Annotated in this window: 22 protein-coding genes; 13 read left to right on the top strand and 9 right to left on the bottom strand. The window is 42.7% G+C overall.

Features of this window, described 5'->3' with window-relative positions; translation table 11 throughout:
* Positions 1 to 246 precede the first annotated feature (246 nt).
* The 4 genes from EAH55_RS21900 to EAH55_RS21885 all read left to right on the top strand — a co-directional run bounded on the left by EAH55_RS21900 (position 247) and on the right by EAH55_RS21885 (position 7,133).
* Positions 247 to 3,270, top strand: a complete 3,024-nt coding sequence (locus EAH55_RS21900; RefSeq protein WP_121811529.1) for a SusC/RagA family TonB-linked outer membrane protein — start codon at positions 247 to 249, stop codon at positions 3,268 to 3,270.
* Between the two features lie 11 nt (positions 3,271 to 3,281).
* Positions 3,282 to 4,763, top strand: coding sequence for a RagB/SusD family nutrient uptake outer membrane protein (locus EAH55_RS21895; protein ID WP_121811528.1), 1,482 nt, complete (start codon positions 3,282 to 3,284; stop codon positions 4,761 to 4,763).
* 117 nt (positions 4,764 to 4,880) lie between these two features.
* Positions 4,881 to 6,233: a glucoamylase family protein gene (locus EAH55_RS21890; protein ID WP_121811747.1), complete on the top strand. Its 1,353-nt coding sequence runs from the start codon at positions 4,881 to 4,883 to the stop codon at positions 6,231 to 6,233.
* 102 nt (positions 6,234 to 6,335) lie between these two features.
* On the top strand, positions 6,336 to 7,133 hold the full coding sequence (locus EAH55_RS21885) for a carboxylesterase family protein (protein WP_121811527.1): 798 nt from the start codon (positions 6,336 to 6,338) through the stop codon (positions 7,131 to 7,133).
* Positions 7,134 to 7,226: 93 nt separating this feature from the next.
* Here the strand turns inward: EAH55_RS21885 and EAH55_RS21880 are convergent, their stop codons facing one another.
* From EAH55_RS21880 to EAH55_RS21860, 5 genes are all read right to left on the bottom strand, one after another.
* A complete protein-coding gene (locus EAH55_RS21880; RefSeq protein WP_121811526.1) occupies positions 7,227 to 7,523 on the bottom strand; it encodes a GIY-YIG nuclease family protein in 297 nt (98 codons plus the stop codon).
* Between the two features lie 110 nt (positions 7,524 to 7,633).
* Positions 7,634 to 8,761 (bottom strand): hypothetical protein, encoded by a 1,128-nt coding sequence (locus EAH55_RS21875; RefSeq protein ID WP_121811525.1) that lies wholly within the window; start codon positions 8,759 to 8,761, stop codon positions 7,634 to 7,636.
* Positions 8,762 to 8,884: 123 nt separating this feature from the next.
* Entirely contained in the window at positions 8,885 to 9,100 is a 216-nt protein-coding gene (locus EAH55_RS21870) for a DUF2442 domain-containing protein (RefSeq protein WP_112572358.1), read from the bottom strand.
* A gap of 153 nt (positions 9,101 to 9,253) precedes the next feature.
* Positions 9,254 to 9,979 carry a YebC/PmpR family DNA-binding transcriptional regulator gene (locus tag EAH55_RS21865; protein ID WP_121811524.1) on the bottom strand — a complete coding sequence of 242 codons (726 nt, stop codon included), beginning with the start codon at positions 9,977 to 9,979 and terminating at the stop codon, positions 9,254 to 9,256.
* 152 nt (positions 9,980 to 10,131) lie between these two features.
* On the bottom strand, positions 10,132 to 11,085 hold the full coding sequence (locus EAH55_RS21860) for an NAD-dependent epimerase/dehydratase family protein (protein WP_121811523.1): 954 nt from the start codon (positions 11,083 to 11,085) through the stop codon (positions 10,132 to 10,134).
* A gap of 521 nt (positions 11,086 to 11,606) precedes the next feature.
* Here EAH55_RS21860 and EAH55_RS21855 point away from each other — a divergent pair.
* The 5 genes from EAH55_RS21855 (at position 11,607) to EAH55_RS21835 (ending at position 15,656) form a co-directional block, all read left to right on the top strand.
* On the top strand, positions 11,607 to 12,614 hold the full coding sequence (locus EAH55_RS21855; RefSeq protein ID WP_090534105.1) for an aspartate-semialdehyde dehydrogenase: 1,008 nt from the start codon (positions 11,607 to 11,609) through the stop codon (positions 12,612 to 12,614).
* An 81-nt stretch (positions 12,615 to 12,695) separates the two neighbouring features.
* Positions 12,696 to 13,436, top strand: coding sequence for a hypothetical protein (locus EAH55_RS21850; RefSeq protein ID WP_121811522.1), 741 nt, complete (start codon positions 12,696 to 12,698; stop codon positions 13,434 to 13,436).
* Between the two features lie 72 nt (positions 13,437 to 13,508).
* Complete coding sequence (locus tag EAH55_RS21845; protein WP_121811521.1) at positions 13,509 to 14,291, top strand: hypothetical protein; 783 nt, start codon at positions 13,509 to 13,511, stop codon at positions 14,289 to 14,291.
* A gap of 9 nt (positions 14,292 to 14,300) precedes the next feature.
* Positions 14,301 to 15,209, top strand: a complete 909-nt coding sequence (locus EAH55_RS21840; protein ID WP_121811520.1) for a LysR substrate-binding domain-containing protein — start codon at positions 14,301 to 14,303, stop codon at positions 15,207 to 15,209.
* A gap of 9 nt (positions 15,210 to 15,218) precedes the next feature.
* Entirely contained in the window at positions 15,219 to 15,656 is a 438-nt protein-coding gene (locus EAH55_RS21835) for a hypothetical protein (protein WP_121811519.1), read from the top strand.
* Positions 15,657 to 15,869: 213 nt separating this feature from the next.
* On the opposite strand, the gene EAH55_RS31305 is transcribed toward EAH55_RS21835, so the two are convergent.
* On the bottom strand, positions 15,870 to 16,013 hold the full coding sequence (locus EAH55_RS31305) for a hypothetical protein (RefSeq protein ID WP_244228294.1): 144 nt from the start codon (positions 16,011 to 16,013) through the stop codon (positions 15,870 to 15,872).
* 381 nt (positions 16,014 to 16,394) lie between these two features.
* On the opposite strand from EAH55_RS31305, the gene EAH55_RS21825 reads away from it, so the two are divergent.
* Both EAH55_RS21825 and EAH55_RS21820 read left to right on the top strand, forming a co-directional pair.
* Entirely contained in the window at positions 16,395 to 16,997 is a 603-nt protein-coding gene (locus tag EAH55_RS21825; RefSeq protein ID WP_121811517.1) for a DUF998 domain-containing protein, read from the top strand.
* 21 nt (positions 16,998 to 17,018) lie between these two features.
* Complete coding sequence (locus EAH55_RS21820) at positions 17,019 to 17,378, top strand: hypothetical protein (RefSeq protein WP_121811516.1); 360 nt, start codon at positions 17,019 to 17,021, stop codon at positions 17,376 to 17,378.
* A 318-nt stretch (positions 17,379 to 17,696) separates the two neighbouring features.
* On the opposite strand, the gene EAH55_RS21815 is transcribed toward EAH55_RS21820, so the two are convergent.
* Positions 17,697 to 18,119, bottom strand: coding sequence for a hypothetical protein (locus tag EAH55_RS21815; RefSeq protein ID WP_121811515.1), 423 nt, complete (start codon positions 18,117 to 18,119; stop codon positions 17,697 to 17,699).
* A 118-nt stretch (positions 18,120 to 18,237) separates the two neighbouring features.
* Here EAH55_RS21815 and purU point away from each other — a divergent pair, with 118 nt between their 5' ends.
* Positions 18,238 to 19,062, top strand: coding sequence for a formyltetrahydrofolate deformylase (gene purU / locus EAH55_RS21810; protein WP_121811514.1), 825 nt, complete (start codon positions 18,238 to 18,240; stop codon positions 19,060 to 19,062).
* 171 nt (positions 19,063 to 19,233) lie between these two features.
* Here purU and EAH55_RS21805 read toward each other — a convergent pair whose 3' ends face one another.
* A complete protein-coding gene (locus EAH55_RS21805) occupies positions 19,234 to 21,123 on the bottom strand; it encodes an ATP-binding protein (RefSeq protein WP_121811513.1) in 1,890 nt (629 codons plus the stop codon).
* A 164-nt stretch (positions 21,124 to 21,287) separates the two neighbouring features.
* Here EAH55_RS21805 and EAH55_RS21800 point away from each other — a divergent pair, with 164 nt between their 5' ends.
* Entirely contained in the window at positions 21,288 to 22,169 is an 882-nt protein-coding gene (locus EAH55_RS21800; RefSeq protein ID WP_121811512.1) for an endonuclease/exonuclease/phosphatase family protein, read from the top strand.
* Positions 22,170 to 22,220: 51 nt separating this feature from the next.
* Here EAH55_RS21800 and EAH55_RS21795 read toward each other — a convergent pair whose 3' ends face one another.
* Positions 22,221 to 23,681 carry a glycoside hydrolase family 30 protein gene (locus EAH55_RS21795; protein WP_112572333.1) on the bottom strand — a complete coding sequence of 487 codons (1,461 nt, stop codon included), beginning with the start codon at positions 23,679 to 23,681 and terminating at the stop codon, positions 22,221 to 22,223.
* Between the last annotated feature and the right edge of the window lie 354 nt (positions 23,682 to 24,035).

Genomic DNA, 24,035 nt, shown 5'->3' with positions numbered 1-24,035 from the left:
TACATCATTACCTCTCATTGTGTCAATTTGAGGCATTGACTGCTATGCACTCTGTGTAGTAGTGTCGGTGCTTTTAACTCGCTGTTAAATAGTTTGTTATACTTGGTTAAAACATTTCTTGAGAAAGTATTCTTATACAGATGTATTAATGTTGAGTTACAATATTTGTTAAAGGCTGATTATCTGTTCAGCTTTGCAAATCAATAAACCAATTATTTTTTCAATCCGTATTATTTATTAACCACTATGAAAAGAATTTTTACTATTTCAGGGTTGATGTTGTTACTGTTACTTTGTTATGACGCGGCGTTTGCACAAAACGTTACAATAAAAGGTAAAATAACTGACGGCAAAACAGGCGAGGCTTTAATAGGCGTGTCTGTATCAGTTAAAGGAACAACCATAGGCACCCAAACAGATGTAAACGGAGCTTTTACACTTAAAACCCCGGGCAATGCAACTTTATCAGTAGCTTATATAGGTTATGCTACACAAGAGGTAGCCATTAACGGGCAAACAACCATAAACGTAGCCCTTCAGCCACAAACCAACGAATTGCAGCAGGTAGTTGTTATTGGTTATGGTACCCAGCGAAAGCTTGACGTAACCGGTTCCATAGCTACGGTTAAAGGTGCCGATGTTGCCAAGCAGGCTTCACCCAACGCGTTAAGCGGTTTACAGGGTAAAGTATCGGGCGTACAAATCACCAACAGCGGTACGCCGGGTAAGTCGCCGGATATTACCATTCGTGGTTTAGGTACTATTTATGGTAATACCAAACCTCTGTTTGTAGTTGATGGTGTTTGGTATGATGATATCAGCTTCCTTAACCCACAGGACATCGAGAGCTTCAGCATTTTGAAAGATGCGTCAAGTACTGCTATCTATGGTATCCGTGCAGCTAACGGTGTAGTTTTGATAGGCACTAAACGTGGTACCAAAGGCAAACCGGTTATTAATTATAATGGCTACGTAGGTTTGCAGGCTGTTACCAACCAGGTTAAAATGGCAAATGCCAGCGAATATGCTACAGCGGTAAATGAGCTATCTGCATTAAACGGTGGCGATCCTATATTCACCAATCCTGCATCGTACGGTACAGGTACCGATTGGTACAAGCAAATATTGCGCAAAGCATTCACTACAAATCATGAAGCATCAATAAGCGGTGGTACCGATAAGTATACCTACAACTATTCGTTCGGTTATCTTAACCAGGATGGTATAGCAAAAACAAATAACTATCAGCGTTACACCGTTCACTTGTCAAATGATTTTAAGCCGACTAAAAACGTAAAATTCGGTTATACTGCAAGTGCTTTATCTGATGTATCGCGCGATGTTAACAGCGCTATTTTCCACCAGTTGTTTGGCGCCGCCCCTACATTACCTGTACGTAAAGCTGATGGCAGCTACGGCGATCCTAACGATTACAACACCGGCGACGGTAATAACTATAACCCGCAGGCTACTATTGATTTCTTTAACCAGAGAACAAAAAACAAGCGTTTTACTTACAATGCTTACGGTGAGGTTACCTTCCTTAAAAACTTCAAATTTAAATCAAGCTTTGGCGGCGATATCAGCCAGAATGAAGTAAGGGCATTTACGCCTGAGTATATGGCCACCCTGCGTCAGCAAAGCAATAAAACCAATCTGGATATCAACCATACCGATGTACGTAACTGGATTTGGGAAAACACCCTTACCTATGATGTTAAAATAAAAGATCATAAAATTACAGCTTTGGTAGGTTACAGTGCCCAGAACAACCGCACCAGGCAAATAGATGGTAAGGCCGATTATGTTCCGTATGTGAAAAACGGAAGCATCAGGAGCTCATTCCCTGATACAACCAATGTGAATTTCTTTGCAACTCCGGGCAGCCAGATCCACACCCGCGCGTTATCACAATTTGCCCGTGTTAATTACTCGTTCAGAGATAAATATTTATTGAACGCCTCTATTCGTCGTGATGGTGCTTCTCAGTTTTATGGCGATCATACTTACGGTTATTTCCCTTCGGTTGGTGCCGGCTGGGTAATTACCAACGAGGAGTTCATGAAAGATCAGAAAGTATTCAGCAACCTGAAATTACGCGGAAGCTGGGGTAAAGTAGGTAACTCAGGCGTACCAATTAACCCAACCGTACAGGTTATCGCGACTGATCCTTACCTGACAGGTTTATTCGGTAACCCGCTTACAACTTATCCGGGTGCAAGTATTAATTCTATAGTACCACCATCTATCGTTTGGGAAAGAACAGTATCATCTGATTTTGGTATCGAAGGCGGATTAATTGATAACAAGTTAACTTTTGAAGCGGATTACTATAACAGGGAAACTCAGGACGCTATTTTCGCAATCCCGGTAGCCGGTTCATTGGGTACAAACAACAGCTCATTGATAGGTAACCAGGCAAGCATCAGAAACAGGGGATGGGAGTTTTCATTAGGCTGGAGAGATAACCCGTCTAAAGATTTCAATTACAGCGTTAGCGCTAACCTTGGTATCAACAACAATAAAGTGCTTAACGTAGTAACCGGCCAAAACCCAATTTACGATGGTGGCGAAGGTATTGCCAACGGCGCATTGGCCACCCGTACTGTGGTTGGCCAGCCAATTGGTCAGTTTTATGGTTATAAAGTAACCGGTATATTCCAAACACCTCAGGAAGTTGCTGCTTCAAAACAAAAAGGTGCAGCTCCCGGCGATTTCATTTACCAGGATACCAATAACGATGGTATATTGGATAGCCGCGACCGCGTAGCCCTGGGTAGCCCACTGCCAAAATATAACTACGGTATTAACACCTCATTCACCTATAAAAACTTCGACCTTGCTTTAGATTTTCAAGGTGTTGCCGGTGTAAGTGTTTATAATGCCAATATCGCTTACCGTTTTGGTAATGAAAACTTCACGCAAGACTTTTATCAAAACCGCTGGCATGGTGCGGGTACTTCAAATACCTATCCATCAGTAAACGTTGGTAAAACAGCTAACTCAGCCCCTAACTCATTTTATGTTGAAAGTGGTGCTTACTTCAGGATGAGGAATGCGCAGTTGGGTTATACCATACCGGGCGATTTCCTGAAGAAACTGAATATTTCAAAAGTCAGGATCTATGCAAATGCGCAGAATGCAATCAACCTGTTTGGCTATAAAGGCTTCTCGCCAGAAATTGGTGGCGATGTAGGCAGCCGTGGTATTGATGCAAGTGTGTATCCGTTGTTTGCTACCTATAATTTTGGTGTTAACGTTACTTTTTAATCAATATAAAGATGAAAAATAGTACAAAATATTCGCGTAAGGTCGTTGCTTTAGGTCTTATCGCTTCAATCATATCGTTCCAGAGCTGTAAAAAAAGCTTCTTAAATGTTGACCCGGCTCAAAATACCGCGGCAACCCAGTTTTTCAAAACGCAAGATGATGCCACTAAAGCGGTTAGTGCCATGTATGCTAACCTGCGCGAGTGGAACAACATCGCTTTTGCGCCTATCGCTGTAGAAAGCATGGGCTCTGACGATGTGGAAAAAGGCAGTACCGCCAGCGATGCTACCTTTTTTAATGACTACCACAATTTTACCATTACTTCGGGCGATGCTCAATTAGGTGGTTTCTGGAGAGGACAGTATCAAACTATCAACTTTGCCAACCAGATCCTGACCAATGTTCCTGGCATCACCATGGACGAAACCTTAAAAGCAAGATACCTGGCCGAAGCTAAATTTATCAGGGCTTATGCATATTTCAGGTTGGTTAGGGCTTTTGGCGATGTGCCATTGCGTTTAACTTTACCTAAAAGTGCGTCGGAATACAACCTGCCACGTACTGCCAAAGCGCAGGTTTGGGCAGCTATTGAAACAGATTTAAATGATGCTGCCAATGTATTGCCGCAAACCTACAGCGCTGCCGATATAGGCCATGCTACCAAGGGTGCTGCTATTGGCTTACATGCCAAAGTAGCTATGTACCTTAAAAAATGGACAGATGTATTAAATTACACAAACCAGGTAATGGGTATGGGCTATTCGTTGTTCCCTGATTATGAACAAATGTTCCGTACTAATCATAAAAACAACCAGGAATCGGTATTTGAAGTACAGTGCGCTTTAATTCCTAATAATCCGGATGCTTCAAACTCACAATACTCGCAGGTACAGGGTGTACGTGGTGTTACAGGCGGTGGCTGGGGCTTTAACGTACCAAGCGCAGGTTTAGCTGCTGCTTACGAAACCGGCGACCCACGTCGCGACGCTACTATCATTTTCAGGGGCGAAACTACGCCAGAAGGTGATAAGATCCCTGCAACAGGCGATAACCCGATGTACAACCAAAAATCATACGTTCCGTTCAGTATGTATGTTTCTGGCTTTAACGAAGGTTGTCAGCAAAATAAAATTGTACTTCGCTATGCCGATGTGTTGTTGATGAACGCTGAAGCTAATAACGAATTGGGTAACTCTGCAGCAGCGTTAATTCCGTTGGAGCAGGTTCGCGCCCGCGCCCGCGGCAGTAATGCCGCTATTTTGCCAAAAGTAACTACAACTGATCAGGCTACGCTTCGTACTGCTATATACCAGGAAAGAAGGGTTGAACTGGCTATGGAATTTGAACGTTATTTTGACGTGATCCGCCAGGGCAGGGGTACTGCAGTTTTCGGTTCACGTGGTTGGACAGCGGGCAAAAACGAAGTTTGGCCTGTGCCTCAAACCGAGATCGACCTGAGCGGTGGTGCATTAACACAAAATCCTGGTTATTAATTAACCGATAACAATACACACAGTTGATTTGATTATGAGGTTGCCTTGTTGGGTTTAACGGGCAACCTCTCTTTTTTAATGAAAACCCTGTTTTTCATATTCAAACGCAAAAGCTTAATGAAAAAACTATTAATTACCCCGATACTTATGTTGGCTGCCATTTGCTGCTTTGCCCAAAAAGCAGCAAAGAAATCAGAAGATGGCATTAAGCCTGTTGGTATTATTAAAAACCTGACGGATAGTTCCCTGCTTGACGTGGTGCAACGCCAAACATTCCGTTATTTCTGGGATTTTGGTCACCCGGTAAGCGGCCTGGCCCGCGAGCGCAGCAATACTTCTTTTGATTATGGCAGTGAGGTGGTAACTACGGGCGGTTCTGGTTTTGGCATTATGTCGCTCATTGTGGCCGATAGCCGCAAATGGATCACCCATGAGCAGGCGGTTGACCGCATGGTGAAGATCGTTAACTTTTTATACAAGGCCGACGCATTTCACGGTGCTTTCCCGCATTGGTTAAATGGCGAAACCGGTAAAGTGATCCGCTTTGGCCGTAAGGATGATGGTGGGGATATTGTTGAATCGGCATACCTTTTCCAGGGATTGTTATGTGCAAGGCAGTATTTTAACAGCGATGCCCCCAAAGAGCGCCGCATTCGTGATGTAATTAGCTGGATGTGGGGCGAAATGGAATGGAGCTGGTACACCCGCGATGGCCGTGACGCTCTTTACTGGCACTGGAGCCCTAATAACGGCTGGGCTATGAATTTCCCGATCCACGGTTTTAATGAATGTTTGATCACTTACGTGCTTGCGGCATCTGCCGAGCGCTACCCGGTTAGCGCCGACGTGTATCACCGGGGCTGGGCACAAAGCGATTTCTTTAAAAACGGAAGAACTTTTTATGGCTTTAAATTGCCGCTGGGATTTGATTATGGTGGTCCGCTGTTCTTTTCTCAGTACTCGTTCCTTGGCTTAAATCCTAAAGGACTAAAAGATCAGTATGCCGACTATTGGGAGCAAAACAAAAATCACACCTTAATAAACCACGCGTACTGTGTTGATAACCCTAAAAAATTTAAAGGGTACGGCGAAAACTGCTGGGGCTTAACTGCCAGCGATAACTTTGAAGGCTACAACGCGCATTCGCCAACTAACGATCTGGGGGTTATTACGCCAACAGCGGCGCTATCAGCATTTCCTTATACTCCGGAATATTCGATGAAGGCGCTGCGCCATTTTTATTATGACCTGGGTGATAAGATCTGGGGCGAATACGGTTTTACGGATGCCTTCAGCGAATCGCACAACTGGTATGCAAAGTCGTACCTGGCTATTGACCAGGGCCCTATCGTTGTAATGATTGAAAACTACCGTACAGGATTATTATGGAAACTTTTCATGAGTTGCCCCGAAGTTCAGGGCGGATTGAAAAAGCTTGGCTTTGAAAGTCCGGCTATCGCTAAAAATTAAATCAGTATAGTTGATAAACAAAACGCGGTTAAAGCAGTTAAATTTGTTTTAAAGCAATAACCAGTGATTATATTGGTTATAAAACAAAACGCTGTTTAGCCCATGATCAAAACAATACTTGTAACCGGAATGCTAAGCTTGCTCTTAGCATTCTCTTTTTCAGCCCAGGCCCAGAACGTGACGTCGTTTGACAGGGGGAGTTATATCTACAAAGTAGATACGCTGCCATACCGCATTTTATTCCCCAAACACTTTAATCCGGGACAGAAATATCCTTTGGTATTTGTACTGCATGGCTCGGGCGAGCGCGGAAATAATAATGAATCGCAGCTGGCTTATGGCGCTCAGAGGTTTTTGCAGGATAGTGTACGGGAAATGTATGAGTCGATAGTGGTTTTTCCGCAATGTCCGGCAAAAAGTTACTGGAGCAATGTAAAGCAGGTTACCGATTCGGCAAGCAATAAGCGTAAATTTATTTTCCAGGAAGATGCGCCGCCAACTATGGCTATGATCATGCTTATGGGCCTTGTAGAGCAATTTTTAGATAAACCTTTTGTTGATAAGCATAAAGTGTACGTAGGAGGCCTCAGCATGGGCGGAATGGGTACATTTGAGATCATTGGCCGCGAGCCTAAGGTGTTCGCAGCCGCTTTTGCTATTTGCGGAGGCGATAATACGCTAAACGCCAAAAAATACGCCAAAAAAGTTCCGCTCTGGATCTTCCACGGTAATAATGACCCAGTGGTGCCTGCAGATCATTCGCAGGTAATGGTTGATGCCATTAAAGAAGCGGGAGGTAGCCCAAGGTTCACCCTATATCCAGGCGTTGGCCATAACAGCTGGGATAACGCTTTTAAGGAACCGGATCTGCTGCACTGGCTGTTTTCCCATAGTAAGTAATGGGAGACATAAAAACTATGTCATTGCGAGGAGGAACGACGAAGCAATCGCATGCTATACAGAGTTTTTATATAAAGTACAAGCCCGTTTTTCTCAATCGTACCAACCATCGCTTAGATCTTTCCATAATGGATTTTCTGTAATTATCAGATCAATTTTCTTTTGACGTGAACCCGCTTTTAACTGCTTTGCTCTTGCAATAGCATCCTGAATCCACTGGAAATCTTCGATGTAAACAAGTTTATTGCAATTATACGTCGCAGTAAAACCCTTAAATATTTTCAGTTTATGTTCAGAAACGCGATTCTTAACGTCATTGGTTACACCAATATATAACACAGTGTTTGATTGATTAGCTATAATGTAAACAGAGTATTGGTGTAGTTTCATGCTGTTAATTTACAAAATGTTAGATAACAAAGCGACTCTGTATAGCATGCGGTTGCCACGCTTCGCTCGCAATGACATGAACTTTTAATTTGAATGAGAAAGTTATTGACCTATTCTTCCCCCTCTGATTTTTTAGGAAGGTTTTTGGCGTTGAAGCGTGGTTTAAACCCCAATTTAGGTGCAGGTGCTTCTGTAGCAGGTGTCTGAGGCTCTTCAGGTAAGGTACCCTCTTTTTTATCTTCTGCCGGTGTTTCAGCTTCAGGAGTTTTTGGCTTCATTGTAGCTGCGTTAAAGCGTGGTTTAAAGCCAAGTTTTGGTGCAGGAGCTTCAGAGTTCTGTTTTTCTTCTTCAACGGCTGACTGGGTAGATTCCGCTGGCGGCTGTTCCGGTTCAGCTGGTTTTGGTTTCATCATAGCCGCGTTAAAGCGGGGTTTGAATCCCATTTTAGGAGCAGGTGCCTCGGATACCTGTGATTTAGGCTCTTCAGCAGGTTTTTCTTCTTCAGCAGGCGCTTCGTTTTCTGCGGGCTTAGGCTTTACCATACCTGCGTTGAAACGTGGCTTAAAGCCCATTTTAGGTGCCGGTGTTTCCGAAGCGAGAGTTTGAGGTTCTTTAGCCGCAGCTTCCTCTTTTTTATCCTCAGCCTGTGGTATATCCGTTTCCGAAGGTTTCGGTTTTACCATAGCTGCGTTGAAATGCGGTTTGAAACCAGGTTTGGCAGTTGTTGCAGGTGTTTCTGAAGCTGGAGCTTCAGCTTGTTGTTCTTTATCTGTTTCAGGCGATGCCTCGCTTGTTGCCGGTTTAGCTTTTGCCATGGCCGGGTTAAAGCGTGGTTTGAATGCCGGCTTTGGTGTAGTTTCTGCCGATTGGGTTTCCGGTGTGGCGGGTTCTGTTGATTCTGTTTTAGGTTCTTCGGCAGGAGTCACCGGTTTAGGTGCGGCTGCTGCGCGGAACTTTGGCGTAAAACCAATTTTGGACGCTGTACCCGGTTCTATCAGACTTTCGGTAATGGTTTGCTCAGCAAGTGGGTTTTTGATGTGTACTTTTTCGGTTTTAACTTCAAGCGGGATCGGGAACTGACGCCTCAATTTATTAAACCAGTACTTTTTGGTATGGTCGAAACTTTTTTCGCCCATCTGTTCAAAATGATCTTTAAATTCAGAAAATAAAGCCGGTTCACCCTGTTCAAGAGCCACAAGGTCAATTCTTTTCTTCTTTAAAAAATCTTCAAAAACCATTTTTGTTAAGAGGTAAGAATCAGGAGTCAAAACAATAAGAAAAATGCAATTCTTAAGTCTTGTTTTCGTGATTCCGATTGTTGTTGTTTCTTGTTTCCTGGCTCTTGCTGTCTTGATTCTAAACTACAGCGTTACATCCACATCCAGCTTATTAAAACGGATGCCTTTTTCGGTTTGGCTCCAGTCTTCACGCTCTTCGTCGGTAGCGTTTAGTAGTTTCGGGAACCATTCTAACGGGAAAGCCTGGGGTTTGCCACCATCGGTTTCAACAAATAGCAGTCCGTTAGCAAAGGTTACCTTTACTTTCCGCTCGCCTTTTCGTGTGTTTAATAGTGGCATGATATGTTATTTAAACCGTCATTGCGAGGTACGAAGCAATCCCCGATTAGCAGGTTCGCCCTGTACAGTTTGGGATTGCTTCGTACCTCGCAATGACGTGTTATTTATGATTAAACCAATCCGAAATCGAAATTCCGAAATCCGATATCAGAATTACTCCGCCATATTGTGGTATACCGCCTGAACGTCGTCGTCTTCTTCCAGGCGGTCAATCAATTTCATGATTTCAGGAACCTGATCTTCGCTAACAGCGTGGAATGACTGTGGAATACGCTCCAACTTGGCCGATTTTACTTCGATACCCATTTCTTCCAAAGTCTTTTGCATTTTGCCAAAATCTTCAAAAGCGGTGTGGATTACCGCAACATCGCTGCCGTTTTCGTCGGCTTCAACAAATATTTCTTCCAGGCCTGCATCAATCAATTCAAATTCAAGCTCTTCCAGGTCACGGTCACCGGGCTCAAAAGTGAAAACCGATTTACGGGTGAAGATAAAATCAAGCGAGCCTGTTTTACCTAAGGAACCACCATATTTTGTAAAGTAGCTGCGTACGTTGGCAACTGTACGATTGGTATTATCGGTTGCGGTTTCAACCAAAACAGCAACGCCGTATGATGCGTAGCCTTCGTAAACAAGCTCTTCGTAATCTTTTTCATCGCGGCTGCTGGCACGTTTTATGGCTGCCTCAACACGGTCTTTAGGCATGTTTACCGCTTTGGCGTTTTGTACCGCGGTACGTAAACGCGAATTGGTGTTAACATCGCCGCCGCCGGCTTTTACAGCCATTACAATTTCCTTCCCTAAACGGGTAAACTGCACTGCCATTTTGGCCCAGCGCTTAAACTTTCTTTCTTTGCGGAATTCAAATGCTCTTCCCATGTGTTTTTAGTTCATTGTTCATGGTTGATGGTTCATGGATCAACCTTGTTGTTTTACAAAGCTTTGCCCTATAAAGACAAGGCGGTAAATATAATATTTGTTTATAAAAAGGCGGATAAAAACCTTTAACCTTTATCCTTTCGCCTTTTACCTTAAATTATCGTTTTCAAATTGGTCAGCATATCGGCTACCATTTTGGGCAGGTCATATTCCAGTTTCCAGCCCCAATCATTTTGCGCGTAGCTATCATCAATTGATTTTGGCCAGCTATCGGCTATGGCCTGGCGCGGATCATTATCGCTGTAGCTGATCTCAAATTTAGGAATCAGTTTCTTTATTTCTTCTGCCAATTGCTCCGGCGTAAAGCTGATGCCTGCAAGGTTATATGATGACCGGATGCTGATCTGGTCAGCTGGCGCGTCCATCAAACTGATGGTAGCCCTGATGGCATCGTCCATATACATCATGGGCAGGGCGGTGCCTTCGGCCAGGAAACTTTCATAACTGCCGGTTTTTAATGCGTGGTGAAAAATATGTACCGCATAATCGGTAGTGCCACCGCCGGGGTTAGCTTTCCAGCCTATTAAGCCCGGATAGCGGATACTGCGTACATCAAGTCCGTATTTATTAAAATAGTATTCGCACCAGCGTTCGCCGGCCAGTTTACTAAAACCATAAACCGTGTTAGGATCCATGACGCAATACTGCGGTGTATCATGCTGTGGTGAATGCGGACCGAAAACCGCTATCGAACTCGGCCAAAAAACTTTAGCTGTTTTAAACTCCACTGCGAAATCAAGCACATGCAGCAAGCCGGTCATATTGAGGTCCCAGGCCATTTTAGGCTTTTGCTCGCCTACTGCCGAAAGAATGGCGGCCAACAGGTAAACCTGCGTGGGGCGATGCTTGTCAAATATGTGGTGCAGGTTATCTTTATCAAGCACGTTGATCAGTTCAAACGGCCCGGTGCTGCCACGCATGGCATAGGTAGGACTGTTAATATCTGAAGCTACAACAGCCTCTGCTCCATGTATATTTCTCAAAGCCATTACCAGTTCGGTGCCTATCTGGCCATTGGCGCCTATCACTAAAATCTTTTCGCTCATGCAATTTTGAGTTTACCGCGCAAAGGTAGGAAATTGACCGTTGATTATTTTTTGATTGCGTTGATTACGCTGATTTTTTGACCGTTGATTTCTGTCTGAATCAGAATTTACAGAATTTAAGGATTTACAGAATTGCTCAGAAATCTGGACTCGAATTAAACGAATTATTAGAATTTCTTGGATTTTGCTTTGCATTCTATTAATTCGCTTAATTCCAAAAATTCTGGTTCAGACAAATTAATAGCCTTCAGAAGTCACAAGTCAGCCGCGTATCAGCCTTTCGCTCAAGGCTTGCGCCAGAAAGAGAATCAGGCAAACCACTCACTTAATCAACCCAATCAACCACTCACCTAAAAAGAAACCACTCACCTAAAAACAATTACCCCATAAAAACCATAGACTTTATATTTTCAGGATACCGAAAAAATGTGCATATTTGAGGGTTTAACATTTAAAACACATAATTAATTAAAAACAGGCGCTGTGAAGCAGCCTGATACATTTCAAAAACAATTTAAAAAATGAAAGTCGCAGTAGTAGGTGCTACAGGATTAGTAGGCACCAAAATGTTGCAGGTTCTTGCAGAACGCAACTTCCCCGTTACAGAATTAATTCCCGTAGCTTCAGAAAAAAGTATTGGTAAAGAAATTACTTTTAAGGGTAAGCAGTTTAAGGTGGTTTCTGTTGAGGATGCGATTAAGATGAAGCCGGACGTAGCGATTTTCTCGGCCGGCGGAAGCACTTCATTACAGCAAGCTCCTTTATTTGCGGCTGCTGGTACAACTGTTATTGATAATTCATCGGCATGGCGTATGGACCCAACCAAAAAACTGGTTGTGCCCGAAGTAAACGCTGATGTACTTACAGCCGAAGATAAGATCATTGCTAACCCAAATTGCTCAACCATACAAATGGTAGTGGCTTTAAAACCACTGCACGATAAATACAAAATTAAAAGGGTGGTAGTTTCAACCTACCAGTCGGTTACTGGTACAGGCGTTAAAGCTGTTGATCAGTTATTTAACGAGCGTAAAGGTATTGATGGACCGAAAGTATACCCTTATACTATCGATTTAAACGTGATCCCGCAGATTGATGTATTTACCGAAAACGGTTATACTAAAGAGGAAATGAAAATGATCCTCGAAACTAAAAAGATCATGGGCGATGATAGCATTAAAGTAACCGCTACCACAGTGCGTATCCCGGTTATGGGCGGTCACTCTGAGTCGGTTAACATTGAGTTTGCCAATGATTTTGACTTGGCCGAAGTTCGTGAGCTGTTAGCTAACGCGCCGGGCATTGTTGTGGTTGATGATACCGCTAACCTGAAATACCCAATGCCGCTTGACGCGCATGATAAAGATGAAGTATTTGTAGGCCGTATCCGCCGTGACGAAACTCAGGATAATACACTTAACTGCTGGATTGTATCTGACAACCTGCGTAAGGGTGCAGCTACCAATGCCGTACAAATTGCCGAGTACCTTGCTGCCCAGCACCTGATCGGTCAGCCGGTTGAGGCGTAAGTAGATATTACTTTTCTTTTCAAAAGAATAGGATAGGGATAGTCATTTGATTATCCCTATTTTTATGCCGTAATATTTAATATGAAAATCCTAAAGCTTATTGCAATTCTTTGCGCCCTTTCTACCCGTCTCTTTGCGCAGACTCCCAAAGCCATTGAGGCCGATTTTGACAAAGCATTTGAAAAGATTAGCTATTGGAGTGAGCATTCATCTGAAGACACCAATGGTGACGGGTTATTTACTGCCAATTTGCAGATTGAAGCAAAAGTGAAATCTTATACCCAAAAATGCCCTGCAGCACTTGATCAGGCGTTTAAAAACATAGGTCTTGTATCCGACGATGGTTTATTCAGGATATTATCATGGGATACCATGACCGGCGGTACGCAACATGCTTATGAAAATATTATCCAATATAAGTCGGCAGGTAAAACCTTCACTATTGTAGATACTGTAAAAAACGACGATGATTACATATATGCCTATAATAAGTTACATACTTTGAAGGTTGGGAGCGAAACCTATTACCTTACTACTTATTATGGTATTTTCCATACATATGACATGGGAGCCGGGATCAGGGTATTTGCCATTCAGAATGGTAAACTGAATGATAAGGCAAAACTGATAAAAACCAGGAGCGGATTAACTCATAAATTATATTATACTTATCATGTTGGGGAGGAACTCCAAAACGGGCTTGAATACCATCCGGAACAAAAAATAATTACATTTCCTGTTGTTATTGGCGATGGTAAAGTAACCGACAATATTATCACCTACAAATTTAACGGGCAATATTTTGAAAAAATAAAAAGCTAAAAAACAGGTAACTGGCAACGATGATAACAGAATATCCACCCGGTTTGCTTTTTTTGCGTATCTTGTTTACCGATGAAAACCTTTAAGTTTATAATTGTTTTCTGCTGCTGTTTTTACTCAGCAAATTTGTTTGCCCAAAGTCCGCAGGCCATTGAGGCCGATCTGTTACGGATTTTTAAAAGGGTAAACTATTACGGCTCCCACAAAAAAGAGTGGAAGGCTATTGATTCATTAGAAAAAATGAACAAGATCTTTGGCTTTAAGCTAAAGTATTATACCTCCAAATATCCTGAAACCATTAATTATCCTTTTACCGAACTGGTTAAAGAGCGGGTAGTGATTGCCTCATCTGCCGATGGTTTGTTCCGTACCTATTCATGGGATACCAGGTTGGGCAGTACCGGGTATGATTTTGATAACGTTTTGCAGTACAAATTTAACGGCCAGGTTTACTCGTCCTTAAAAATGGATTCGGTAGGGAAAAAGCATAACCCGGTGTTTTGGTATTCAAAAATCTACACGCTTAAAGCGGGGAGCAAAACCTATTACCTTGCAGCGTATAATTCGGTTCGGTCGAGTGTTGACGCCACGCAGGGGATTCAGTTTTTTGCTATCGAGAACGCTAAACTGAACGGTGCAATACTGTTGGTTAAAACCACAACGGGTTTGCATAGCAAGCTGTATTTTGACTACAATTTTCTGTCGGTGGTTGATATGAAGGTGATCCCGACTATTTATTACGATGCCAAAACACAAACCATCCATAGCCCCTTAGTTAATGCAAAACGACAGGTTACCCGCGACTATATCGTATATAAATTTACCGGCAAGTATTTTGAACGGGTAAAAAACTAACTTTGCCGCATGATCTCATTCGCTCACCGTGTATTTATGGAAGTTGCCGCCAATCTGAGTTTCAGCAAGGCTGCCCAGGTGCTGTTTATCACGCAACCTGCCATTAGTAAGCATGTAAAGGCACTTGAAGATCAATATAAAGTGCCCTTGTTCGAGCGTAAAGGCAACAGTATTTTGCTTACCGAGGCAGGTAATAAACTAAACGAATACCTGCAGCAGGCAACAGAGATTGAACGGAAGGTCGAGTACGATCTTTCGGTGTTAAGTAACTTGTCGCAGGCGGCAGGTCATTTGCGTTTGGGGGCCAGTACCACCATCGCCTTGTATATTTTACCTTCGATACTTTCGGGTTTTCAGCGCGAGTACGCCAATGTTGATGTGCAATTGGTAAACCGTAACAGCGAATATATCCTGAATGCTTTACTTAACCACGAGATTGATATCGGTATCATGGAGGTAGATAATAAGCTCACCACGGTATCCTACAAACCTTTTATGAGCGATGAGGTGATTCCGGTTTGCTCGGCTAAGAGCCCACTGGCGGGTAAATCATTAACCTTAAAGCAGTTTGTAAAAACGCCATTAGCCGTACGTGAACGTGGCTCCGGTACATTGAATGCGGTATTGAAAGCACTTTCACCCTTGCATATAAAACCGGCCGACCTTTCGGTAAAGATCCGCTTAGGAGGTACCGAGGCTTTGAAAAACTTCCTGCTGGCCGATCAGTGCCTTGGCTTTATGCCGCGACCGTCAATTATCCGTCAGCTTGCCGAAGGCGACCTGGTTGAGGTACCTATTGAAGGCTTGAAAATTACCCGCGATTTCTTCTTTATCCGTCGCAAAGGCACTGAGGACTATGGGTTGACGAGCAATTTTATAAACTACGCCTTGCAGCATATCGGGGGTAGCGCTATTTAATTTTCACTAATGCCTCTTAAGATATATTCGACTGATAAGATTGAAATAGAAAAAGCAGTTCTTTATTGGATTGAATTATTGGCGGAGGGAAAATACCACGAGGCTTATCGGTTAACTCTCCATGATCCTTATTATGGATGGAATTCGCCAAACATCAAGAGTGTAATTAACGGGTATGGATTGCCGGATGAAATGCTGGAAGAAAAATACAGAGTCACTGCCTCTGACACTGCAATAATCAAAAACAATATTCACCCCTATAAGGACATCGAGTTTTATGGTGATTTGGCGAAGAAACCTCATAAACTACATAATATGACTATAATAGGAGCTGTTTGTTATGACTTGCCAATAAACGGTGAATGGAGCGATCTCTCAGCAACATTTAAAATTTTACAGAGAGAAAATTTTATAATGCTCGAATTAAACGAAATTCACGTGTTTTAAAGCTTGGTTAATAAGCTCTTATAACCTCTTTACAATGCTCTGGTTTTGCCCGGTGAGTACTCAACCCCGATAAACTGTTGCACAATATGGACGCTGTTGCGTTTGCCTCTCCTTTTTGGACGAGGGAAAGCCGTTAGCAGCCATCTGCCACGGAGTGCAATTGCTCATTGAAACAGGAATGATCAACGACAAAAGGCTAACCTTATTCCATCGTTACAAACCGAGCTCAGAAAAACTGGTGCCGATTGAGTTGATGAAGAAGTTATGGTTGATAACGGGCTGGTTACCGGTCGCCTCTATGATGACCTGGAGGGATTTAACCGAAAGGTTCTTGAGGCGATAGGCGAGGGTGTTCATTATGCTTAGTTAAACATCGATTGATAAAAAGCAATTGACATTTCGAACGAGGAGAATCTTATACAAGCAGCAAAGAGGCTATGCAGATCGAATTTGCAAGACGTAGAAGATTTCTCTTTCGCCCCGGCGCTCTATTTCACCTGCGCTCATTCGAAATGACATTTTGTAGTAACTCTTTAAAGGGCAGCATTATGTGCTGCCTTTTTTGTTGACTGAAAATTATGGCTTTGGAGGCAGGTTGACACCGCATATCGCCTCTTTGACAGCATCGCCATCTCTCTAAAAAATAAATTTGAAAAATATAGTACTATGTATTGTATAGTACCATGTTTAATATTAACTTTGTTTTAATCAGAAGAAAACAATTTTAATATTATTAAAATGGACACTAAACCTCTGCTCTACACCGGCATTATCATTCCCATTATATTCTGGCTTTCAACCATTGTTTGCGGTTTTATACATGGCAATTACAATCATATCAGTAATACCATAAGCGAGTTAGGAGCCATCGGCACAAAATCCGAAAGCTTGATGGAGACATTTACGCTGCTTTGCACGGTGCTCAGCGTGTTTTTTATGGCTGGTTTGTTTATAGCATGCAGTCAGTTACAGCTTAATATTCTGCCTGTATTTGGGGTAATAGGTTTCCCGGTTATGTTTGGCTGGGCGGCTATTTTTCACTCGGGTAATCACCTGCATTCGGCATCGGGGCCGGTGTTTTTGCTGCTTTATATAGGCGCGCTGTTATCTGTTATTTTATGGCGGGGAGATAGCTTTACACAAATCAGAAGGCTCTCGTTACTAAGTCTTGGTATTATGCTGCTCATTTTTATCCGTTTTATTCCTTCGGCCACTATTGAAAACAATTATACCGGACTCATTCAAAGGTTTGCCCATTTGGGTTGGTCGGTATGGTTTATATCGATGGCCGCTTGTTTTATAAAACTGCTCAATAGTAAACAACAACATCAATTAAAATAATCATCATTAAAAAATAATAACATGAAAAAATTAGGATACGTATTGATTGTAATAGGCGTGATAGCACTGTTAGATGGCTGCCGCATTGGCGGAAGGCACACGGTTATTGTTGAAAATGGTAATGGTAAAGAAAGGCGCATTGAATACTGGGGACGCGTATATTTCTCGGCCGATAGCACAAGCATCGCACAGATCTCGCCTAATGGCAAGGTGAAATATAAAAATGACGATTTTGAAATAAGCGCAGAAAGTGATCACAATGGCCGCATCACCTATCAATTTAATGACGGCGAAAAGAAAAAGGAACTGGATAATAATGAGAAGATCTCATTAGCGCGTGCTGTAAGGGATATGATGAAGGTGGGGCATAGTAATAAATAGCCTAAATTATTGTCAGCGATAGCATATTTAAAAACCCTTGTCATTCTGGGTGATTTAAATCCCTTGACCTCTAAAGGAGAAATGACAAAAGGAGGGTGTCACCCTGAGCCAGTCGAAGGGTCGCGCGCAGAGGCCCTGCCCACCATGCTTCGACTGGCTCAGCATGACACCCTTTTTGAAACTTGTCATGGGTAGCAAGAACAAAGAATCTTCTTCAATATGCAAAGCCGCCGTGCATAGCGAAGAAGATCCTTCGTACCTCAGGATGACAAAAATTAAAAGGAAGTTTTTAATATAAGGTTGCTGGTTGACACCGCTTTACTTCGTCCTTACATATATTTCATTATAACCGTCGGCTATATAAATATCGCCTATAAAAAGGCTGTCGTTTCTGACAAGATACGCAACGGGGCGGGTATCAAGAGTTGGGCCGGATATCAACAATGCATCTATTGTTTGTGTTGAGCTAACTTTATAATTTTTGATTGTACGGAAATTGCCATTAAGCAATAATTTGTTGTCCTGGAATCTACTATAGCTACTATCCGCGTTAAATTCGTTACGAATAGTATAGCCGCTGCTTTGTGGTGTGCTGGTAGAGCCGCCGATGCCGCCAACTGACTTTACCCAGCGCCATTTGCCAATGATGGTGTTGCTGCCCACGCCGGGAATATTGTCTTTATTGCAAGCTGTGATACTACATAATACAATCGCGGAGATTAATAGCAGGATATTTTTCATAATTGTGGGTTTATAAAATACTTTACGGCATATTATTTCACTTTGCTACAATGCGTTGTAAATAATTTAAAGAAAATGCTTCTTGCATATTCAGCAAAATTCTTTGTATCATTAAAGCATGATAATTGTAATACAGTGTAAAGACAAAGTGGGCCTTGTGGCTGCCATATCTGCAACATTAGCCAAACACCTTCTTAACATAGTTTCCATGCGTGAGCATGTTGATCATAACGAAAATGTTTTCTTTACCCGCCTGGAGGTTGAAGACGGCGAAGATTCCGGGATTGAAGATTCATTACGGAAAATTTTACCCGAGGGAGCCTACATTTCAGTAAACCCCGAACCTGTTAAAAAGGTAGTGGTGCTGGCCACTAAAGAATATCATTGCCTGAGCGATATCCTGGTACGCAACCATTTTAATACCCTCGGTGCAAGTGTTCAATGTGTTATTGGTAACCATGCCAAGCTACAGGACATATGCGAGCGCTTTGATATCCCCTTTTATTACATCAGCCATGAAGGGGTAAGCAAGCCTGAGTTTGAACAGCAGGTAATAGCGACTATCAAGCAGTACACTTCTGATTATGTAATATTGGCCAAATTTATGCGGATCCTGTCGCCAGCTTTTGTGGCCGAATTCCCGATGAAGATCATCAATATCCATCACTCGTTTTTACCGGCGTTTATAGGCGCTAATCCATATAAGCAGGCATTTGAACGTGGTGTTAAACTGATAGGGGCTACCGCGCATTACGTATCAAATGAACTGGACGAAGGACCGATCATCGCCCAGCAGATTGTCCCGGTAAACCATTCCTACAGCTGGACAGATATGGTAAAAGCCGGTCAGGAGGTTGAAACCGCCGTATTGGCCAAAGCTCTGAAACTTGTTTTTGAAGACCGGGTGTTTGTGTTTAAGAATAAAACGGTGGTGTTTGGGTAGGATTTAAAGCGGGCGGAAAAGTGCGATTCCCTCCCCTGGGAGGGTGTAGGGAGGGGTTTCTGCAAGATGCTCAATCTCGCAATACGTATAACCCCTCCCTGCCAACACACAATGCTAACGCGCCCCTCCCGAGGGAGGGAATGAATAAACCGGTGAATGAGAAAAATCTGCTTAGCTCAACGGCAAAGCATAATAAAACGTAGTACCTTTCTTTTCCTTGCTTTCGGCCCAAAGGCGGCCGTTTATTTTATTGATGAACTCCTTGCAAATGGTTAAGGCTATACCGGCTCCTTTATCAAGCGAATCGGTTTTTTGATTGTTGTTGAAGGAGAACAGCTGCTTCATCATGTTTTCGCTTATTCCTCGCCCTTCATCTTTTACAGATACGATGAGTTCATTGGCGTTAACCTGCGCTTTTACTGTAATTACACCTCCTGCTGGCGAAAACTTGATGGCATTGTGGATGAGGTTGCGATTAATGAATTGGATGATCTCCTTGTCCGAAAAATAATTCAGATCATCGGGTACCTCATTCCTGAACGCAATTTTTTTTGCGTCGATGCTGAGCTTGAACATGGAGGCCGCGTCATCAATGAGTTCTTTTACAGATAGTGTTTGCGCATTGAAAACATACCCCGAAAGCTGCTTTTTGATCCATTGCAGGATATTATCAAAGGTGAGCAAGATGTTTTGGATATCGGTTTCTATCTGGTCGTACAATCCCGTTAATTGTTCTTTTTCAAAATCGCCCTCATCTTCGCGCAGCAAACGGAGCATCGAAATTGTTGAAGCCAGCGGTGCCCTGAAATCATGGGCCAGCATAGATATCAGCCTGCCTTTAAATTCGTCGGTAAGCTTTAGTTCCTCATTTTGCCCGGCTATTTTTTCATTAAGTACCGATAGCATCCGCGAGTGTCGGCGCACCTTGCCATTCATGCGCGATAGTAAGGCTATAAATACGAAGCCCAATACGCTGAGTGCAATCAGGAGCCAAATCTTTACACTATTATTTTTATTAACTACTTCAAGGCTTTTTACCTGTTGTTGGGCATTATTGTAGGCGATGTAATCGCCCAAAAAGGCATTGCTGTTGATGTTACTTTGCTCAAGCGATTTTACCAGCAGCTTATTAATGCGAGCCTGGCTGGCAGCATCATTTTTAAGTTCATAGCAGTGCAGTAATGATTTTAAAACCTCGGTTTGCCAATAAATAAACTTATTGGCCATTGCCGTTTTATAAATGATGTTATACTCGGCTATAGCACTGTCAACCTGTTTTTTTGCGAGGTAATAATCGGCATAGGCGTTATAGGCCTCCAGTTCGTGGTATTCCCAGTTTTTATTTCGGGCAATTTGCAGCGAATGCTTTATAAAAGGCAAAGCCTGTTCATGTTTGCCTTGCTGCATGAGCCTGTCGGCATAAAGTTGATCGATAACCAGAAGGGTGCGGTTGTCTTTAAAATGATTGGCTACATCCGTTGCCTTTTTCAGGTAATAGGCTACTGAGTCCGGAGCAAGCACCGGGTTCATATCGGCATAGTTGGCGTACAGCATGCTGGCCATGGTATCTGCCGGGGCTTTTAACATTTCGTTAAGTGCCTTTTTGGTAAACTGCATTGATTTAATGCTGTCGCCAATAAAACTATAGGTAATGGCGGAGTTCATGAGCATTGACGCTACCTCGCCGTGATTGCCATACTTTTTATAAATTGCCAGGGCCTGGCTGTAATAGGTTAAACCCTGGCTATACAAACCCTTAAGGGATAGTGCCGCACCAATATTGGCTAAGGCATCGGCCTTGCCGGGCTCATTATGAAGGCGGGTAGCCATGGCATTTCCTTTTATACCGTAGTAAAAGCAGCTATCGGCACTTTCCATATGCAGCATAAAGCCCAGCTTGTTAAACAGGTTAAGATAGGTGATGCTATCTTTTGTTTGGGCCATTTGTTGCCTCAGCTTGCTGATATCGGCTGTTTGGGCAGATACATTGGTGTGTAAAAACAGCGCCAAAACCAGGCACACCAAAGGTGTAAGCGTTTTTGCAAATGACTGTTTATACATAAAGCAACAATGTTTAAGACGCGGGTTAATCCGCACACCAATTAAGAATATTTTTAATTAATTATTAACTTTTTCTGGAAATAATCTTGGTCTTAAAAAATATAACTCAATATTCGCTTTTAATTTGTTCAAATGCAGGCGGCATTTGAATTAACTGTTTACCTATGAAAAAAGTACTTTCTTTAGTGTTTATGACTATGCTTTCTGTTTCAGTAAGTTATGGTCAGCATCAGCTTACTGTGGCTACTTACAATTTGCGCAATGATAATGCCACAAACGATGATTCTGTACGTGGGAATGGCTGGAAACAGCGCCTACCCGTTATCACTCAGCTTATCCGTTTTCATGATTGGGACATCTTTGGTACTCAGGAGGGGCTGGTGCACCAGCTTAACGGTTTAAAACAAGCCATGCCGCAATATACCTACACAGGGATAGGCCGTGACGATGGTAAAACAGAAGGGGAGTTTTCGGCTATATTTTATAAAAGGGACAAATTTAAATTGTTGAAGCATGGTGATTTCTGGATGGCTCCAATTACGGATAAACCAAACAAAGGCTGGGACGCGGCACTGCCGAGGATCTGTTCATGGGGATATTTTCAGGAAATAAAAACCGGCTTTAAATTTTACTACTTTAACCTGCACATGGATCATATTGGTGTGGTGGCCCGCCGCGAAAGTGCTAAGCTGGTATTGAAAAAAGTAAAGGAAATGGGCGGCAATTCGCCAACCATTTTATCGGGCGATTTTAATGTTGACCAAACATCTGATAGTTACGCGGTGATCAACACTTCGGGCGTGTTAAAAGATAGCTACGAACTTTCGCCCATTAAATATGCCACTAACGGAACGTTTAATGATTTTGACGCTAACGACAAAACCACTGGCCGGATAGACCATATTTTTGTAACCAAAGATTTTAAAGTGAAACGGTACGGTATTTTAACAGATACCTATAGGGCAAAGGCAAAAGGGAGCGACAAATATGAGGCTAAAGAGCCAAGCGACCATTTCCCGGTAATGATAATGGTGGATCATAAATGACCCACCATACCAGAGATTTAGTTGATTGATTAACTAAGATCGTTATAAAGATTACTTCACAATAAGTGTAGCAATCGAATGCGGCAGGGCAGTAGTGCCGGCCGCTTTTCCTTTTATCCAAAGGCTGTAATCTATTTTTTCGTCGGTTTTGTTCATTACCACAACGGCAATTGAACCATCCGGGTTTTGATAAGCGGTTGTTAGCAGTTTATCGCGGCTGGCCACGGCGCTGATGCGTTTAGCGCCCGGGTGAATGTATTTAGAGAAATGACCGATGTAGTAGTATGAGCTGGTGTAGATCAGGCTTCCGTTACGCAAATCGGCATGTACCGGCGCAAAGCAGAAGTTACCAACGTGGTTCGGTCCGCCTTTTTCATCAAGCAATACGTTCCAGTCGGTCCAGGCTACGGTACCGGCGTTAAAGTCATTGATCATTGATAAACCATAGCGTTCACCAAGCGACCAGTCATTGATCTTATTGAAATCAAACTTTTCGATACAACCTTCGGTAAATACCAGGTTTTTGTTAGGGAATGCTTCGTGGGTACGGCGGGTAGCTTCAAAGTTTTGGCCCGCGCCTGTCCATGTTTCGTACCAGTGGAAACCAATACCCCAGATATATTTAGCAGCAGCAGGATCTTCCAGGATGGTGCTGGCACGCTGATAAAGCAAATCGCGGTTGTGGTCCCAAACAATTAGTTTTTTGCTTGCCAAGCCTTGTTTTTGCAGTGTTGGGCCTAAAAAGTTCTTTACAAAATCACGCTCTTCTTCGGCGGTGTACATACATGATTCCCAGGTTTGTTTAGCCATAGGCTCATTCTGTACCGAAAGCCCCCAAATTGGGATTCCCTCTTTTTCGTAAGCTTTGATAAACTTCACATAAAAGTTGGCCCAGCTTTGGTCAAACTCTTTTTTAAGCTTGCCGCCATGTAGTACGTCGTTATTGTCCTTCATGAAAGCAGGAGGGCTCCATGGCGATACAAACATAGTAAGTTTGCCACCAGCGGCAGCCGTGACTGCTTTAATAAATGGAATACGGTAGGTTTTATCATGGCTGATATCGAAGGTTTTTAGCTCCTTGTCGCCGTCTTTTACGTAGCTATAGCTATCACTCGAAAAATCGCAGCTTTGAATGTTGGTACGGCCAAATGAATAGCCAATGCCCCTGGCTTTATCATAATAAGCGGTTAAAAATTCCTTTTGCTTATCCTTAGGTAGTTTGGCAAAAGTTTCGGCAGAAGCATCGGTAAGGGCGCCACCAATACCAATCATGGTTTGGAATGTTTTGGCAGGATCAATAAATACTGCTACCTCGGTTTCGGCAGGTTGCGGCTTGTCGGCAAATTTCAGTGTTTCGGTTTCTTTGAACTTGTATCCGGCATTTTGCTCAGATACGATCACTTTTACAGATTTACCTGCTGCCGAATACGGGGCTTTACTCTGAGCGCTGACAAAGCCAGCCTTTAATAATCCGCCCGCTATGAAACAGGCAATTAAATACTTTTTTTGCATGAGTTTAATTAAATAGGCTTGCCGGTTTGGTTATGAGCCTGGACTATGGCTAACCGGAGTTGTCAAATTTATTAAACTTAATCAGAAAAAAGCAAAATGCGAAATATAAATTATTAGGATTTATACCCGTTTTAATAAAAATGATACGCATCAATACCAAATATTTTTTGTTTTTAATTTATTGATTATTAGTAATTTAAATCGAATTTAAATCGGGATTTCAGTTGGGTTTTGATGCGCTAAAATCCGTTAAAAATTGTGGTGTATTTTGTACACGGTTGTTAACTAAATTACATGGATTGAGAGGATACTACACCTTGTGTCTTTTGAAGACTTAAGAAGTTTTCAAAACTT

The sequence above is a fragment of the Mucilaginibacter kameinonensis genome, assembly GCF_003675385.1.
GTDB classification, from domain to species: Bacteria; Bacteroidota; Bacteroidia; order Sphingobacteriales; family Sphingobacteriaceae; genus Mucilaginibacter; species Mucilaginibacter kameinonensis.
Note: the sequence above shows the minus strand (reverse complement) of the source record. Positions and strands in the feature narration are given on the sequence as shown.

Excerpts from the sequence above, each read along its gene's own strand:
- EAH55_RS21885 (WP_121811527.1), top strand. The coding sequence starts at position 6,336 with ATGATCAAAACAATACTTGTAACCGGAATGCTAAGCTTGCTCTTAGCA.
- EAH55_RS21900 (WP_121811529.1), top strand. The coding sequence starts at position 247 with ATGAAAAGAATTTTTACTATTTCAGGGTTGATGTTGTTACTGTTACTT.
- EAH55_RS21820 (WP_121811516.1), top strand. The coding sequence starts at position 17,019 with ATGAAAAAATTAGGATACGTATTGATTGTAATAGGCGTGATAGCACTG.
- EAH55_RS21805 (WP_121811513.1), bottom strand. The coding sequence starts at position 21,123 with ATGTATAAACAGTCATTTGCAAAAACGCTTACACCTTTGGTGTGCCTG.
- EAH55_RS21845 (WP_121811521.1), top strand. The coding sequence starts at position 13,509 with ATGAAAACCTTTAAGTTTATAATTGTTTTCTGCTGCTGTTTTTACTCA.
- EAH55_RS31305 (WP_244228294.1), bottom strand. The coding sequence starts at position 16,013 with ATGAACACCCTCGCCTATCGCCTCAAGAACCTTTCGGTTAAATCCCTC.
- EAH55_RS21880 (WP_121811526.1), bottom strand. The coding sequence starts at position 7,523 with ATGAAACTACACCAATACTCTGTTTACATTATAGCTAATCAATCAAAC.
- EAH55_RS21865 (WP_121811524.1), bottom strand. The coding sequence starts at position 9,979 with ATGGGAAGAGCATTTGAATTCCGCAAAGAAAGAAAGTTTAAGCGCTGG.
- EAH55_RS21850 (WP_121811522.1), top strand. The coding sequence starts at position 12,696 with ATGAAAATCCTAAAGCTTATTGCAATTCTTTGCGCCCTTTCTACCCGT.
- EAH55_RS21825 (WP_121811517.1), top strand. The coding sequence starts at position 16,395 with ATGGACACTAAACCTCTGCTCTACACCGGCATTATCATTCCCATTATA.
- EAH55_RS21800 (WP_121811512.1), top strand. The coding sequence starts at position 21,288 with ATGAAAAAAGTACTTTCTTTAGTGTTTATGACTATGCTTTCTGTTTCA.
- EAH55_RS21795 (WP_112572333.1), bottom strand. The coding sequence starts at position 23,681 with ATGCAAAAAAAGTATTTAATTGCCTGTTTCATAGCGGGCGGATTATTA.
- EAH55_RS21835 (WP_121811519.1), top strand. The coding sequence starts at position 15,219 with ATGCCTCTTAAGATATATTCGACTGATAAGATTGAAATAGAAAAAGCA.
- EAH55_RS21895 (WP_121811528.1), top strand. The coding sequence starts at position 3,282 with ATGAAAAATAGTACAAAATATTCGCGTAAGGTCGTTGCTTTAGGTCTT.
- EAH55_RS21890 (WP_121811747.1), top strand. The coding sequence starts at position 4,881 with ATGAAAAAACTATTAATTACCCCGATACTTATGTTGGCTGCCATTTGC.
- EAH55_RS21815 (WP_121811515.1), bottom strand. The coding sequence starts at position 18,119 with ATGAAAAATATCCTGCTATTAATCTCCGCGATTGTATTATGTAGTATC.
- EAH55_RS21870 (WP_112572358.1), bottom strand. The coding sequence starts at position 9,100 with ATGCCACTATTAAACACACGAAAAGGCGAGCGGAAAGTAAAGGTAACC.
- EAH55_RS21860 (WP_121811523.1), bottom strand. The coding sequence starts at position 11,085 with ATGAGCGAAAAGATTTTAGTGATAGGCGCCAATGGCCAGATAGGCACC.
- EAH55_RS21855 (WP_090534105.1), top strand. The coding sequence starts at position 11,607 with ATGAAAGTCGCAGTAGTAGGTGCTACAGGATTAGTAGGCACCAAAATG.
- EAH55_RS21840 (WP_121811520.1), top strand. The coding sequence starts at position 14,301 with ATGATCTCATTCGCTCACCGTGTATTTATGGAAGTTGCCGCCAATCTG.
- EAH55_RS21875 (WP_121811525.1), bottom strand. The coding sequence starts at position 8,761 with ATGGTTTTTGAAGATTTTTTAAAGAAGAAAAGAATTGACCTTGTGGCT.
- purU (WP_121811514.1), top strand. The coding sequence starts at position 18,238 with ATGATAATTGTAATACAGTGTAAAGACAAAGTGGGCCTTGTGGCTGCC.